The organism is Desulfobulbus oralis, assembly GCF_002952055.1.
GTDB classification, from domain to species: domain Bacteria; phylum Desulfobacterota; class Desulfobulbia; order Desulfobulbales; family Desulfobulbaceae; genus Desulfobulbus; species Desulfobulbus oralis.
In genome coordinates, this window is record NZ_CP021255.1 from 2,518,820 (window position 1) to 2,533,550 (window position 14,731).

Here is a 14,731-nt window from a genome sequence, read left to right on the forward strand (position 1 = left end):
GGTCAGCGTTCCACCTCGATGAGTGCGGCTTCCGCCAGTCTGAGGGCGATCTTCAGATTGTCCACCTCGCACTCGATGGGGTCACCCAGGGGGGCGCGACGAACCACGTTGATGTATGTCAGAGGCACGAAGCCCAAATCAAGCAGGCGCTGGCGAATGGCGCCCTCGGCATGATGGCGGCGGATGCAGGCCCGGTCGCCGGGTCGCAGCGTGTTGAGACGGCAGGAAGCTCCGTTGCCGTGGCGGTGTTGATGTCGTTGCATGGAAAGTCTCCTTTTGTGAGAGGCCATTAGGCTTGCTCGATGCACAGGGCACGAATTTTTACTGAACTCCTTGTATCCGTGTAATTAGGGACTGCTAAATGTTTTTTCAAGCACAAATTTCAGAATTTCCGGGTGACTTGAGCGGGCAGAGTCCGGAGCCCAACAGGGACATGAATTTAATATTTATATATTCCACCGGCTTATATGGAAAACGGGCTGACATCCTGCCAAGAAAAGAGCAAAAAGAAAATGCGGGCAGTGGAACAGGCAAGAGCCCGATACCCCTGCCCGCCGTTGGGCCGGAAACAATCTGCCGCCCAGGCCCTGTTACGGTTGCTTGCCGATGTAAAAGGAGAGGGTGCCTACAGCAACGATTTCGTCGCACACCTTCGTGTCCGCGTACGGAGCCTTATGCTTGGCCTGGATAAACCAGTATCCGGCCTGCAGGGGAATCACCTCGATCATGCCTTTCAAGTCGGTGTGACCGTAGAAGGCCTTGCTTTCCTTGGAAAGAAAATCTGCGAAGGTGGCTGTGACCTCGGCTGTTTTCACCGGTTTGCCGTCGTAGAGCACCTGTACTGGAAAGGCCGCTCCCGGCTTTACTGTCGCCGGATTGACCTGGGGCACGATTTCCAGCTTTTGGCCCTGCACCTGGGTAATCAGGGCCGTGTCCATGCCGCCGTCCACGTTGAGAATGCTCTTGGCGGTCATCACCGCTTCTTCGCAGTAGCTGGCGTCGCTCATCTGGCTGCGGTTGGCCTGCTTCCAGCCTTCGGCGTTCTTGGACCAGAAGGTGGGCTTGTAGTCGCCCAGCACAAGGTAGCTGCCCTTTTTCAAGGCCTTCTTGCTCTCGTAGGCGTAATTTTCCCCTTTCTGCGTCATTTCCGTGGCCCCGTCGGGGGTCACCAGACGCAGCGGATTGAAAATGTGCGCCCGATCCGCAGCAATGGCCTCGGGCTCGGGAAAGCCGTGTCCATAGCCGATCTGCGCCTTGACCTGCGCCTTGTTCGCATCCTGGGCAGCATTGACCCAGAAATCATGGGCCATGGCCTGCAGAGGCAGAGCCAGGGTACAGAAGGCCAGAGTCAGGCTGCACGTCAGTCGATTCATCTTTTCCTCCATGTTTTTGGTTTGTCAGTTCGGCCCGGAAGGGTCTCCGGGCTTGTTCTCATCCCGCTTTGCGGGGGTGGCGGAGGACAGGCGCCGCCACAGCCGCACCCGCAGCCACAAGAAGACTGGCCCGGTCGCGTCATTTTTCTGAAGCGGCTGTACAAATACCAGACGGCGACAGCTACCACCGCAACAACAACAAGGATCTGGACGAGAGCATTCATGATGAGCTTATACCTTCACCTGTAAGAAAATGAATGGCAAGGGCCAAAGACAGCCATCAGGGCTCCAGGTTTGCCTGTTCCCAAACCGCAGGATTCAGGATCTGACCCGCCTCCGAGCCAATCCGGGGCATTATTTCATGTCAACCGCCTTGATCCACATAACCGCATCCCGGGAGCACTTCTTGCCTTTGTACTTGTACTCGGGGTCAAGATCGAGAGCGGCAAAACCCCACCAGCCCGCCCTGGGAATGCCAAAAGTGAAGACGCCGTTGTCGTCGGCGAAAATGGTCTGCAGGGCAAAGGCGCTCTGCGGAGCCTTGACCTCGGCCTTTGCGGCAAAGGCCTTTTTGTCGAGCAGGGGCTCGTGGTTGAGGTATTCGATCTCTATTTCGGCGCCAGGCACGGGCTTGCCGTTCAGGAGCACCTTGCCCTGGAACACGTTGCCGGTCCAGCGGTCATAGGGTTTGGCCAGCGGCACGATTTCCGTGTCCATGCCTACCGGCTCCATCCAGGCGCCGGGCTCGCCGCCCACATTCACGATCACCTTGGTGCTCTGCTTGATGTACCCCTCTTCTTCCGGCTCATAGTAGGGTTCCGGAACCAGACAGAAGGTATAGTCGCCGCCCCTGACCGCATATTCGGTTTCCCAGGCCTTGCCGCTGTTGGTCAGGCTGGTCCAGGTCATGGGCTTCAGGGTTTTCAGCAGATCGGTTTTCTGGGGCGCGTTTTCACCCCGGCTGCGGATAACGAAGAACTGCTCGGGCATGCCCATGTCCATGGTATGGCCCGCCTCGAAAGGGTGGGTAAAGACCAGGGCCAGGGGAATTTTCCCCCCTTCCTCCAGGGCCATTTCCGGGGTGTATATCATCTGGAAATGGGCGTAGGCCGGGGCAGCAGAAACAACGGCCGCGCAGCAGGCCAGGGTAGTCAGCATCCTTTTCATACGTACTCCTTATTAAACTCCATGTGAACTTGCGTCATTCGACGATGTCTTTCCCGTTGATCTCGAGCCGGTGACCTTCGCCGCCATCAAAGATGACCTTGTAGTCGGTCTTCGGCTTGTCGAAAACAAATTCGCTGTTTGCGCTCATCTGTCCATCGATCAGCACCTTGCCCGCGCTGTCTTCGACGCGCATCTTCACGCCAGAGGCGGAGGAGCCGTCGGAAAAGCCGCCTTCGCAGGTGATCGTGCCGTCGCCGTTGTCATAACAGGAGCACAGGGGGGTATGGGCCCAAGCCTGGACTGCCACGAAGAGGAATGACATCGCAGCAGCCAACAACAACATCTTTTTTGTGAACATCTTTCTTTCCTCCTTCCTGATAGCTGATGATGAAAAACAGGCCGATGGAAGCTCAATGCCGCGCCCGGCTCGCCGCCGAAGTGCTGCCAGCGCTTCCGGACAGTGGGACGAAAAAGGCCTCATTTTCTAGAACTTAAATATATTAGCCAAAGGCAATTTTAGCAGCAGAATGATCTACCCTTCCGGTTTTGTCAACTGTTTTTCACGGCACCTGCAAAACGCCAGGATGGCGTGCGCGAATTCCTGAAACGCTTCAGCGCGCCTCAGTCTCCGGTCAGGCTCCAGCCCACGGACTCGTTCTGCAGGGTCCAGAGCCGCGCGTAGAGCCCGCCGCGCTCCAGAAGCTCCGCATGGCGGCCCTGGTCCACCACGCGCCCCGCCTCCATCACCACGATGTTGTCCGCGTTCTGGGTCGTGCGCAGCTTATGGGCGATCACCACCACGGTGCGCCCCTCCACCAGCGCGTTGACGGCCCGCTGCACCTCCACCTCGTTCTCCGGGTCCAGGCTCGCCGTGGCCTCGTCCAGCAGGACGACCGGCGCGTTCTTGAGCAGCGCCCGGGCGATGGAGATCCGCTGCTTCTCCCCGCCAGAGAGGGTGGAGCCGCCCTCCCCCACCATCGTGTCGTAGCCCTGGGGCAGCCGCATGATGAAGTCGTGGGCGCAGGCCCGCTTCGCCGCCTCCTCCACCTCGGCCTCCGTCGCCCCCTCACGTCCGAAGGCGATGTTGTTCCGCACCGTGTCCCGGAACAGGTACACGTCCTGGAAGACGAAGGATATCCGCCGCATCAGTTTCTCCGGATCCAGCCCGCGCTCGTCCGCGCCGCCGAAGAGCACCGTCCCGGACTGCGGGTCGTAGAAGCGGGCCATGACCTTCATCAGGGTTGTCTTTCCGCACCCCGACGGGCCCACCAGCGCGGTCAGCTTCCCCTGCGGAAACGTCAGGCTCACGTCCCGAAGCACAGGCTCGCCGCCGTAGCCGAACGTGACGTTCTTCAGCTCGATGTCGTGCCGCTCGGGCGCGTCGCCCTCCCCGCTCATCTCGGGCTCCTCCATCAGGCGAAGGATGCGCTTTCCGGCCTGGGTGGAATAGCGGAAGACGAAGAAGTTGAGCAGCGCCGCCGTCAGGGGGTCGTACACGCGCGTCCCGACGATGAGGAATGCGACAAAGGTCAGGGGGTCGAGGGTCCCGCCGATCATCAGGTGCACACCCAGCACGATCATCAGGGTCAGCCCCAGGCGGATCAGGGAGATCGCCAGCATGGCGAAGGGACCCAGGGCCGCCTCGATGCGGATGCTCTCCCGCATGAAGCCCTGGAAGGCGCTCTCCATCCGGGCAAAGCGCTCCCCCGTCAGATTGCAGGCCTTGATGACGCGGATGCCGTTCATGTACTCCTGAATGCGGTTCCCCGCGTCGATCTTGGCCCGCATGTGCTTCTGGCTCAGCCGGTTCTGGAGCCTCGTCGAGAGCAGGAGCACCAGGGCCCCGGCCGGGAGCGAGACGAACATGGCGATGGCCATGGGCGGGTTCCAGAAGCACAGGCCCACGAAGGCGATGACGGGCAGGACGAGGCCGCCGACCATCTGTGGCACCTGATGGGAGATCGCGGTCTCCAGCAGCAGGAAGTCGCCCATGATCATGTTCACGAGGTCGCCGGGGTCGCGCCGGGCAAAGTAGCCCAGCGGGAGCTTGCGCAGCTTCTCCGCCAGCTCGACCCGCCCCCGGGCCGAGGCGCTGTAGGCGTCCCGGTAACAGGCCCGGTAGGCTGGCACCTCCGCGGCATACATCACAATCAGCCAGCCAAACAGCAAGGCGCACAGCCCCCACAGCTTCGCCATATCCGGCGCGCCGCCGGCCGACCAGGCTGCGAACACGATATGCACCACCTCGATGGAGATGCCGAAGGGAACGATGTTCACCAGATAGGAGAGGATCGTGTACCAGAGCGATTTGCGCAGTTTTTTGGGATGCCCTGCCGTTACTGCCCGCAACATGTCCTTCATGCCGCCCCCTCCTTCGTACTCCTGCCGAGCCGCCAGCTCTCCGCCCCGACATAGGCCCGCCACATGCGGGCGTAGAGCCCGTCTGCCGCCAGCAGCTCGTCGTGCCGCCCCCGTTCCTCGAGGCGCCCCTCCTGCAGCACCAGGATCTGCTCGGCCCTTCGGATCGAGGAGAGCCGGTGTGCGATCACCAGCACCGTCTTGCCCTTGATGAGCGCCGTCAGGGCCCTCTGGATCTCGAACTCGTTCTCCGGATCGGCAAAGGCCGTCGCCTCGTCCAGCACCAGGATGGGCGCGTTCTTCAGGACGGCCCGGGCGATGCAGACGCGCTGCTCCTCCCCGCCGGACAGGTAGACGCCGCCCGAGCCGATGAGGGTGCCGTAGCCCTGGGGCAGGCGCTCGATGAACTCGTGGCACTGGGCGGCCCGTGCCGCGGCGATCACCTCGTCGTCCGTCGCCTCCGGCCGCCCGAGCCGGATGTTGTTCATCACGGAGTCGAAGAACAGGAAGTTGTCCTGGAACACGAACGACACCGTGTCCATCAGCGTCTCGTTCGGGATGTCCCAGACGTCCACGCCCCCGATGAGGATCTCTCCTTCCCCCTCCCCCAGGTCCCAGAAGCGTGGGATCAGGCTGGCGACGGTGGATTTGCCCCCGCCCGATGGGCCCACGAGGGCAGTCACCCTCCCCTCCTCCGCATGAAAGGAAACGGACGACAGGGCCTGGGCCCGCGTGGAGAGGGCGCTCGCGTTTTCCGGTCCCTCCGCCTCGTAGGAAAAGCTCACGTCCCGGAACTCCACGTCGAAGCGCTCCGGAATCCTGGGCCTTGCGGGCTCAGACACGGGCCTGCGTGCCATCACGGCCTCGATGCGTTCCACGCCCTCGTCGATCTGGCGGCTCTGCATGGCCAGCATCGTCAGACTCATCATGGGCGAGGCCGCACCCGGGGCCATCACCACGAAGAACAGGAAGCTCAGCGCCAGTGCCCGGCTTCCCGGATCGTTTTGAATCATCAGGAGTCCCACGGGCAGCAGGAAGGTGAAGAAGGAGCTGGCTACGACCTTGAACAGGATATAGCCGCGCTCATAGCGGTCGGTGAACTGGAGACAGAAAGCGCTATAGGCCTGGATGTCGTCGCAAAGACCCCGAAAGGACTGCACGGTGCGGCCGAAGACCTTGACCACCTGCATGCCCCGGACATACTGCACCGCCGAGGCGTTGACCCGCTCCAGCGAATCGTAGTACTGTTTGAGGGCGTCCTTGCCCTGCGCGCCAAACCACAGCGAAGCCTGCATGAAAAGCGCTGCGGCAAACGCGCCCAGGCAGGCCAGAGCCAGGGGGAAGCTGAGCCAGAGCAGCGCTCCGGCCAGAATCAGCGTCGTAGCCAGCGCGTCGACCAGTTCCGGAATGCGGTGGGCCACGAAGAGCTCGATGTCCTCGACGTTCTGCTCCATCGTCTTCTTGACCGCGCCGATGGTGGTGCCCGAGAGGAAGCCCAGCGGCAGCCTGCCGATGTGGCGGGCGAGGCCCATTCGGATGCCGTACAGAATCCGGAACGCAGCCACGTGCGAGACTATCAGGGACGCATAGCGAACGACGAAGCCCAGCACCATGGCCCCAAAGGCGATCAAAGCCTGGCGGCCGAAGAAAGCGGCGTTCTCCGGGCCAGCTCCCCGCGCCAAAAGCTCGCCCAGGATGCGGTACACGCTCAGGAAGGGCACCAGCATCAGCGCCGCGCTGAGTGCCGAGAGCACGCAGGAGAGCATCACCAGTCCTCGTCGTTCCCCGGCAATTGCCAGCAGCCGGGTCATGCCGCTCTTTTTTTTCATGGATGCCTCCCCGGAAAAACAGGAGCGGATCTGCCAGGCATCATGGCCAGATGCGCCTGACCTTCAAGCTGCGCAAGGGCAGACCCAATCCCTTTATAGGCAGTATGATGACAGCCGGAAAAAATTACAATACCAAAACATAATTTTTCTTGCCTAAAAATTTCCCCTGTTCTTTTCGCTGGTTTTTCCGGAAGGGGATACCTTTGCCGTGCTCCATTGGGATGGAGCGCCCTGCCCCTTCGCGTCGTCCGGGGCGTTTGGTGCAGGAAGCCCAGAAGCAGCCGCCTCTGCACAGGGGCTTTGCGGGACGGCTCCCTTGCGCCGGTCTGCGTGGAAAGCTTGTTCCATGCCGGGTGACTGCGGGACTTGGCAGGATCCTCCGGCTCTCTGTTCGCGGCTGCACTCGGTTCTGCCGGAACGCTGCCTTGTACAGTACGGCTCGCCGCTGACCCTGCACTGGAGGGAGGTAGTGCCGCCTGCGCAACAGATCGATTTTTGGGGGCTGTTTGCAAGGGCAAGAGGGTATCCTGCGCGGCGCTGACTGTGCAACGGGCTCTGAGGGCGCCCATCCGCATGGCCGGCTGCCCGCTCAGGGGTGGCAGCCGCTTCCTGAAACTGCCGTGGCGGGCCTTAGGCCAAGGAGTCCAGGCAACGGCCGATATCTCCGGTCGTGGTGCAGGTCAGCACCTTTTGCCGGGCCGTGGCCGCACCGTTCAGGCCGGCGAGAAAACGGCAGACCTGGTTCCGGATGCGAAAGAGAACCCGCTCCACCGGCAGATAGGCCTCACACAGGGCCAGATAGCGATGCAGGAGCGGCAGGCGGCCGGCAAGCGTCTGCGGCCGCTCCCGGCCGGCAAAGAGCCAGGGGTTGCCGAGCGCTCCCCGGCCCACCATGACCGCCGCACAGGCACTGGCCTGAAGTCGTTCCTGCGCGGTGGCGAAGCTGTCGATATCACCATTGCCAATGACCGGGATGCGCACTGCCTCCCGCACGGCCCGTACCAGGCTCCAGTCTGCCTGACCGCCAAAGGCCTGGGCCCAGGTACGGCCATGAATCGTCAGAAAGGCCGCGCCCGCATCTTCGGCCATGCGGGCGAATGAGACGGCGTTCAGATGCGCCGCGTCCCTGCCGCTGCGGAACTTGACCGAGACCGGCAGGGAACTGGCCGCGCACACCGCCTGGATGATGGCGGCCGCCCGTTCCGGCTCGCTCATCAACGCTGCGCCCGCCCCCCGCCTCGTGACTTTGCGCACCGGGCAGCCCATGTTCAGATCGATGCCATCCACCGGCAACTCGCAGATCCGGGCAGCGGCAGCGGCCATGATGTCGGGCTCGGCGCCGAAGAGCTGCACGACAAGGGGACGCTCTTCCGGAACGCTCTGCAGCATGGCCGCGCTTTTCTTCTGCCCCTGATGCAGACCGTGGGAGCTGACCATTTCGGAGAAGACCAGCCCTGCCCCCAGCTCACGGCACAGGAGCCGGAAAGGCAGGTCGGTATAACCGGCCAGCGGGGCCAGCACTAGTCGGCTTTGCAGGTGCAGCCTGCCCACAACAGGAAAGGGCGCCGGAGAGGCGCCCTGAAGGATACGGAACATGGTGCTGCGGCCTATTCGGCAAACTGGCCCTTGCCGGATGTGGGTTCCTTTGCCTGCTGGCGGCGAATACGGTGCAGCGTGCCCATGTAGATGTCTTCGGCAATATCGTCCACGATCTCGCGCAGGGCCAGCTCATCGCCCGCGGCACTGATTTTTTTCTCCGTATAGTCGGCGGTGTAGAGCTTGCTCGGCACCTCCCAGACGATCTTGCCGCTCTTCAGATCCTTCAGCACGTAGCGCACCACCAGCTTGACGTTGACGCCCGAGGCCCGGGAGACGCCATCCCAGGAAACGCTGGGCAGATCGATGCCCACGATTTCGCCGGCCAGGATATAGTCGGCTCCGCCCCGTTCCTTGGTGAGCTGCACGGCTTCCGATTTCTGGAACCAGCGCGCCAGGACCTGATAGATGCGGTTGTCCAGCCCCAGTTTGCTGGTGCGGTTTTCCCAGTCAGGCATATACACCACCTGCTCCGGCCCGTCATACACATGGGGGAAATAGTAGCCGCAACCGGCAAGGGCCAGCAGGGCAATCAAAAGCAGTGCACAAGCAAAGCGGCCTGATTTCATGGCGATTCCTGTAGGTATGGCACAAAGAGGACAGATTCAGCACACAATGTTAACGAGTTTCCCCGGAACAACAACAATTTTTTTCGGCCGCTTGCCGGCCAGAAACTGTACGATTTTTTCGTCTGCCAGAGCCATGGCCTGCACAGCCTCGTTGTCCGTGCCCTCGGCAACCAGCACCTTGCCGCGCAGCTTGCCGTTGACCTGGATGACAATGGTGATTTCGTCTTCTCTGGCCGCCTCGGCGCTGTAGTCGGGCCAGGCGCAGTCGGCCAGCCGGGTCCTGTGGCCGCTCGCCTCCCAGAGTTCCTCACAGATGTGGGGCGCCATCGGGAAGAGCAGCGTCAGCACGGTTTCCAGCGCCTGGCGCAGCACGGCGCTATCCAGCTTGCCCGCCTCTTCCGGTACGCCTATGGCATTGACCAGCTCCATCACCCCGGCAATGGCGGTGTTGAAGTGGAAATTGCTCTCTATGCTCTCCGTGACCCGGTGGATGGTCTGGTGGGTTTTGCGGTATACCTTGCGGGATGCCGGATCCAGCCCCTCGGGCGCCAGTTCCGCCGTGTTCGCGAGGCAGTCCGTGTTCAGCGCGATCAGGTGGTGGATTTTGGCCAGAAAACGGGCCGCACCTTCCACGCCCTGGGGGTTCCAGTCCAGATCCCGTTCCGGCGGGGCGGCGAACATGGAGAAGAGCCGCACCGTGTCGGCCCCGTACTGTTCGATCAGAATGCTCGGGTCTTCCACGTTGCCCCTGGACTTGGACATCTTGGCGCCATTCTTCAGCACCATGCCCTGGGTGAGCAGGTTGGTAAAGGGTTCGTCGATGCCTACATAGCCCAGATCGCGCAGCATCTTGGCGAAAAAGCGCGAGTAGAGCAGGTGCAGAATGGCGTGCTCCACGCCCCCGATGTACTGATCCACCGGCAGCCAGCCGGCCGCGGCCTCTTTGTTCACCAGGCCGCCCCGGTAGTCCGGGCACAGGTAGCGCATGTAGTACCAGGATGATTCGACAAAGGTATCCAGGGTATCGCTCTCCCGCCGGGCCGGGCCGCCACAGACCGGGCAGGCGGTGGCGAGAAAGCTTTCCTGCTGGTGCAGGGGCTGGTAGCTGTCCGGCAGGACCACCGGCAACTGCTCCTCGGGCACCGGCACAATGCCGCAGTGCGGGCAGTGCACCACCGGAATCGGCGCACCCCAGTAGCGCTGGCGGGAAACGCCCCAGTCACGCAGGCGATACGTCACCATGGGGCGGCCAAAGCCCTGCTGCTCGGCGTGCCTGATAATGGCCTGCTTGGCCTCTTCGGAATCCAGACCACTGAAGGCGCCGGAATTGACCAGGCGGCCTGCCACGGTGCTGGCCGCTGTCATCGTTTCCGGACTCAGGGGCTCGCCTTCCGCCTGGATCACGATGCGGATGGGCAGACCATAGGCGCGGGCAAAGTCGAAGTCGCGCTGGTCGTGGGCTGGCACGGCCATGACCGCGCCGGTACCGTATTCCATGAGCACGAAGTTGGCCGCATAGATGGGCACCTGCTCCCCGCTGAAGGGATTGATGCAGTAGCGCCCGGTAAAGACGCCCCGTTTTTCCGGCTCCTGATCCGGAGTGGCCCGCTGCTTGGCAATCATGGTCTCCTGGATGAAGGCCTGCACGGCCTCGTGCTGCGGCAGGCCCTGGCTCAGGGTTTTCAGCAGCGGGTGCTCCACGGCCAGGGACATGAAGGTGACACCGAAGATGGTATCCGGGCGGGTGGTAAAAATGCTGATCCTGTCCTCGCTGCCTGCCACCTGAAAGTCGCAGGAAAGTCCGGTGCTCCTGCCGATCCAGTTGCGCTGCATGGCCACTACCCGCTCCGGCCAACCGCTGAGCCGGTCGAGATCGGCCAGGAGCTCCCCGGCATAACGGGTGATGTTGAAAAACCAGCCCGGCATTTTCCTGGGCATGACCGGCTGGCCGCAGCGCCAGCAGGCGCCCTCTTCCACCTGCTCCCGGGCCAGCACGGTCTGACAGCTCTCGCACCAGTTGAGCGTGGTTTCCCTGCGGTAGACCAGGCCTTCTTTCAGCATCTTCAGGAAAAGCTGCTGTTCCCAGCGATAGTAGTCCGGCTCGCAGGTGGCCAGCTCCCGCCGCCAGTCGTAGCTCAGGCCAATGGCCCTGAGCTGGCCCCGCATGTAGGCGATGTTGTCCTGCGTCCAGGCCGCCGGGTGGGTGCCGTGTTTCATGGCCGCATTTTCCGCCGGCAGGCCGAAGGCGTCCCAGCCCATGGGATGCATGACCTGAAAACCCCGCATCCGCTTGTAGCGGGCGATCACATCGCCGATGGTGTAGTTGCGCACGTGACCCATGTGAATCCGGCCCGAGGGGTAGGGAAACATCTCGAGCACGTAATACTTCCTGCCGGTCGGAACGTCAGGCACCCGGTCGGGCTCCTCTGCCAGCCAGCGCTGCTGCCACTTGCGTTCTATGGCCTTGAAATCGTAGCGGTCGTTCATCTTGACTCCTGCAGACAAAAAAGTTCACCCCATCAGGGCATCATATCCGGCGCCCAGCCGGGGTCGGGCATGGCATCCGGTGGTGGCCCGGGTGGTTCGTCGGCCCGCGGGGTGAAGGGTTCAAAGGAGGCGTACTGCCCCAGAAAAGACAGCTTCACCGTGCCGGTGGGGCCATTGCGCTGCTTGCCGATGATGATTTCGGCAATGCCTCTGTTCTTGTTGGTCTCGGACTTGTTGTACACTTCATCCCGGTAGATGAACAGAATGAGGTCCGCGTCCTGTTCGATGGCGCCGGATTCGCGCAGGTCGGAGAGCTGGGGCCTGCGGTCGTCCCGGTGTTCCAGGCTGCGGTTGAGCTGGGAGAGCGCCAGCACCGGCACGTCCAGCTCCTTGGCCATGGCCTTGAGGGAACGGGAAATTTCCGAAATTTCCTGCACCCGGCTTTCGCTGCCGCCCCGGCCCTGCATCAGTTGCAGATAGTCCACCACGATCAGGCCCAGCTCGTGTTCGGACTTCAGCCGCCTGGACTTGGCCCGCATTTCGAGCGCGGTCAGCCCGGAAGTGTCATCGATATAGATCGGCGCTTCGGAGAGCTGGGCCGTGGCCCGCTGCAAACGGGGCCAGTCGCTGTCCTGCAGATTGCCGGTGCGCAGACGCTGGGCGTCGACTTTGCCCACCGAGCAGAGCATGCGCATGGCCAGCGCCTGGGCGGACATTTCCAGACTGAAGACCGCAACCGGCGCCTTTTTCAGCAGGGCCACGTTCTGCACGATGTTCATGGCCAGCGCCGTTTTGCCCATGGAAGGCCGGGCCGCGAGCACGATCATGTCGGCCGGCTGCAGGCCCGCGGTCATGCGGTCCAGATCGGCATAGCCGGTGGCTGTGCCGGTGATGCCGCCGCCCAGTTTTGCCCTTTCGCTGATGCGGTCGAAGGCGGCCGGCACAATCTCACCCACGACCTGGAAGGCCTGGTCGCTCTTGGCGTGGGCGATCTCGAAGATCGTACGCTCGGCGTCGTCGATGAGCGCGTCAATGTCGCCCGGCGCGTCGTAGCAACGGGCAGCCAGCTCCGTACTGGTGCGGATGAGCTGGCGCAGTACGGATTTTTGCCGGATCAGACGGGCGTGGTGCGTCAGCGTGCCGGTGAAGGGAATGACATTGGTCAGCGAGGCCAGATAGGCGGTTCCGCCGGCGTTTTCCAGCTTGTGCTGATCGGTCAGGAACGAGGCGACGCTGATCAGATCCTGGGGTTCGCGCCGTTCGAACAGGCCAAGCATGGCGGCGAAGATGATCCGGTGGGCCTCACGGTAGAAATCCTCGGCCTTGAGAATTTCCACCACCTGCAGGATAGCGTCGGGCTGGAGCAGGATGGTGCCCAGCACCGCCTGTTCGGCCTCCAGACTCTGGGGGGGGAGCATGCGGGGATCGGGGCGGGGAGCCACATCTTCAAAGGCAGGCATGATGCATTAGGCTGTTTCGGAGCGGCCTGAAAAAAAGATGCCTTTTCCGGGCAAGAAAAGGCATCTTTTGGCAGGCAATGTGCCGGGCAGCGCCCGGTGGACTTCAGTTCTCTTCCGGCGTGGCCGCCTCTTCGGGCACAACCTGTACCACAAGCTGGGCCGTGGTCTGGTAGCCGGTTCTGACCTGCACGCGGTATTCTCCCAGCACCTTGATGGGCTCGGCGAGCACGATGACCTTGCGATCGAGGCTCAGCCCCGCAGTGCCCAGCGCCTCGGCAATGTCTGCGGTGGTCACAGAGCCGAACAGCCGGTTCTCGTCGCCGGCGCGGCGCGGGATCACCACAAGCTGACCGTCCAGTTTTTCGGCCAGAGTTCTGGCCTCGGCCTGCTGGGCGGCCAGACGCGCGGCAATGGCCTGCTTTTCCTGCTCCAGCCGGGCCAGAGAGGCCTTGGTGACAGGTACGGCCTTGCCGGTCGGGAACAGGTAGTTTCTGGCATAGCCGGGCTTGACTTTGACGATTTCGCCTTCCCGGCCCAGCGTATCGATGGTTTCTTTCAGTATGATTTCCATATCGCCTCCTGCTGCTTAGGGCTCGACCGCACCCGTGTAGGGCAGCAGGGCCAGATGACGGGCCCGCTTGACCGCCTCGTTCAGTTGGCGCTGGTGCCTGGCGCAGGTGCCGTAGATGCGGCGGGGAATGATCTTGCCCCGCTCGGTCACCAGATTTTTCAGGCTGCGGATATCCTTGTAGTCAATGACCAGTTCCTTGTCGGTGCAAAAACGGCAAACCCGGCGACGGGTAAAAACTTTTCTCGGTGCTGCCATGATCGTCTCCTTGTCTGTTCCGGGTTATTCCGCTGCTACGGCTGCCTGGGCGGCATCGTCACCGTCGTCGTCCTGAGTGTCGGCCATCCGCCTGTCAGCGCTGCCCGATTCATCGCGGCGGCGCCCCCGGCTCTGGGCCTCTTCCTCGGCCTCTGCGGCATCGCGGGCAATGCGGGCGGCACGAGCCTTTTCCAGTCGCTGCCGTTCCGCCTCCATGCCGGCCTCGTCGATACTGTCGGCCAGTTTGACGGTGAGATAGCGGAGCACCCCGTCGTCAATGCGGAAAACACGCTCAACCTCCGCCACGGCCTCGGCTGGCGCGGCGTAGTTGAGATAAAAATAGTAGCCCTGGCTTTCTTTTTTGATCATATAGGCCAGCTTGCGCAGGCCGATGCGCTCCAGCGCAATCACCGCGCCGCCAAAGGTACCGGTCACAGTGCCGGTGCAGCGTTCAATGACTTCGGTAAAGCCGGCTTCGCCCAGATTCGGGCGCAGAACACAGGTCGTCTCGTAGTGACGCATCGTTCCTCCTCGTGGACTTTGGCCCCAGGCTTTGGGAGCAAGAAGGTTGGCTCGCTGCCGGCTCGCTGCCGGCAAATGAAATATGAGAGGAAGATTCTATTCTTTTTGCAAAGCCCGTGTCAAGCAAAAATCAGGCTGCCCCTCAACTGCCTCCTGCCTGCCCCCGCTTTTCGGCAGCCTTGATCTCGGCCCACTGCCGCTGCAGTTCCTCTTCGGTTCTGGCGGTGGCATGGCCAAAGACATGCGGGTGTCTCCTGACCATCTTGGCGTGCAGCTCCGCGCAGACCTCCTGCCAGGTGAAGGCATTCTGCTGTTCATAGAGGCGCACGATAAAGGCCAGCGTGAAGAGCAAATCACCGCTTTCTTCCCGAACCGCGGCCGGGTCGCCCGATTCAATGGCAGCGACCAGTTCCTGGCATTCATCCAGCAGGTATCTGCTCATGCTTCGGGCCGTCTGCCGCTGGTCCCAGGGGCAGCCGCCCTCGCCCCGGAGCCGGTCGATCAGCGCCATCAGGGCGCTGAGGCTTTCCGTATCCCCTTGCAT

General features: G+C 62.4%; 15 protein-coding genes. All 15 read right to left on the minus strand.

Going from position 1 to position 14,731, the window contains the following annotated elements; translation table 11 throughout:
- Window positions 1-2: 2 nt before the first annotated feature.
- The 15 genes from CAY53_RS11285 to CAY53_RS11355 all read right to left on the minus strand — a co-directional run bounded on the left by CAY53_RS11285 (window position 3) and on the right by CAY53_RS11355 (window position 14,731).
- On the minus strand, window positions 3-263 hold the full coding sequence (locus CAY53_RS11285; protein ID WP_017865568.1) for a FeoA family protein: 261 nt from the start codon (window positions 261-263) through the stop codon (window positions 3-5).
- A gap of 327 nt (window positions 264-590) precedes the next feature.
- On the minus strand, window positions 591-1,373 hold the full coding sequence (locus tag CAY53_RS11290) for a DUF4198 domain-containing protein (RefSeq protein ID WP_245874817.1): 783 nt from the start codon (window positions 1,371-1,373) through the stop codon (window positions 591-593).
- Window positions 1,370-1,597 carry a FeoB-associated Cys-rich membrane protein gene (locus CAY53_RS13995; protein WP_104937181.1) on the minus strand — a complete coding sequence of 76 codons (228 nt, stop codon included), beginning with the start codon at window positions 1,595-1,597 and terminating at the stop codon, window positions 1,370-1,372. The genes CAY53_RS11290 and CAY53_RS13995 overlap by 4 nt, the downstream gene beginning before the upstream one ends.
- A 130-nt stretch (window positions 1,598-1,727) precedes the next feature.
- Window positions 1,728-2,540: a DUF4198 domain-containing protein gene (locus CAY53_RS11300; protein WP_017865566.1), complete on the minus strand. Its 813-nt coding sequence runs from the start codon at window positions 2,538-2,540 to the stop codon at window positions 1,728-1,730.
- A 34-nt stretch (window positions 2,541-2,574) separates the two neighbouring features.
- Entirely contained in the window at window positions 2,575-2,898 is a 324-nt protein-coding gene (locus CAY53_RS11305; protein WP_104937182.1) for a hypothetical protein, read from the minus strand.
- A 263-nt stretch (window positions 2,899-3,161) separates the two neighbouring features.
- Window positions 3,162-4,901: an ABC transporter ATP-binding protein gene (locus CAY53_RS11310; protein ID WP_104937183.1), complete on the minus strand. Its 1,740-nt coding sequence runs from the start codon at window positions 4,899-4,901 to the stop codon at window positions 3,162-3,164.
- The gene (locus CAY53_RS11315; protein ID WP_104937184.1) at window positions 4,898-6,727 is read right to left on the minus strand and encodes an ABC transporter ATP-binding protein; all 1,830 of its coding nucleotides are present in this window, start codon (window positions 6,725-6,727) and stop codon (window positions 4,898-4,900) included. Before CAY53_RS11315 ends, CAY53_RS11310 begins: the two co-directional genes overlap by 4 nt.
- A 630-nt stretch (window positions 6,728-7,357) precedes the next feature.
- Complete coding sequence (gene dusB, locus CAY53_RS11320) at window positions 7,358-8,323, minus strand: tRNA dihydrouridine synthase DusB (protein ID WP_104937185.1); 966 nt, start codon at window positions 8,321-8,323, stop codon at window positions 7,358-7,360.
- 11 nt (window positions 8,324-8,334) lie between these two features.
- On the minus strand, window positions 8,335-8,892 hold the full coding sequence (lptE, locus tag CAY53_RS11325) for an LPS assembly lipoprotein LptE (protein ID WP_104937186.1): 558 nt from the start codon (window positions 8,890-8,892) through the stop codon (window positions 8,335-8,337).
- 36 nt (window positions 8,893-8,928) lie between these two features.
- Window positions 8,929-11,379 (minus strand): leucine--tRNA ligase, encoded by a 2,451-nt coding sequence (leuS, locus tag CAY53_RS11330; RefSeq protein WP_104937187.1) that lies wholly within the window; start codon window positions 11,377-11,379, stop codon window positions 8,929-8,931.
- A 32-nt stretch (window positions 11,380-11,411) separates the two neighbouring features.
- The gene (gene dnaB / locus CAY53_RS11335) at window positions 11,412-12,839 is read right to left on the minus strand and encodes a replicative DNA helicase (RefSeq protein WP_104937188.1); all 1,428 of its coding nucleotides are present in this window, start codon (window positions 12,837-12,839) and stop codon (window positions 11,412-11,414) included.
- A 103-nt stretch (window positions 12,840-12,942) separates the two neighbouring features.
- Window positions 12,943-13,410 (minus strand): 50S ribosomal protein L9, encoded by a 468-nt coding sequence (rplI, locus tag CAY53_RS11340; protein ID WP_104937189.1) that lies wholly within the window; start codon window positions 13,408-13,410, stop codon window positions 12,943-12,945.
- A gap of 15 nt (window positions 13,411-13,425) precedes the next feature.
- A complete protein-coding gene (gene rpsR / locus CAY53_RS11345; protein ID WP_104937190.1) occupies window positions 13,426-13,665 on the minus strand; it encodes a 30S ribosomal protein S18 in 240 nt (79 codons plus the stop codon).
- A 24-nt stretch (window positions 13,666-13,689) separates the two neighbouring features.
- Window positions 13,690-14,187: a 30S ribosomal protein S6 gene (gene rpsF, locus CAY53_RS11350; protein ID WP_104937191.1), complete on the minus strand. Its 498-nt coding sequence runs from the start codon at window positions 14,185-14,187 to the stop codon at window positions 13,690-13,692.
- A 142-nt stretch (window positions 14,188-14,329) separates the two neighbouring features.
- The gene (locus tag CAY53_RS11355) at window positions 14,330-14,731 is read right to left on the minus strand and encodes a MazG nucleotide pyrophosphohydrolase domain-containing protein (protein ID WP_104937192.1); all 402 of its coding nucleotides are present in this window, start codon (window positions 14,729-14,731) and stop codon (window positions 14,330-14,332) included.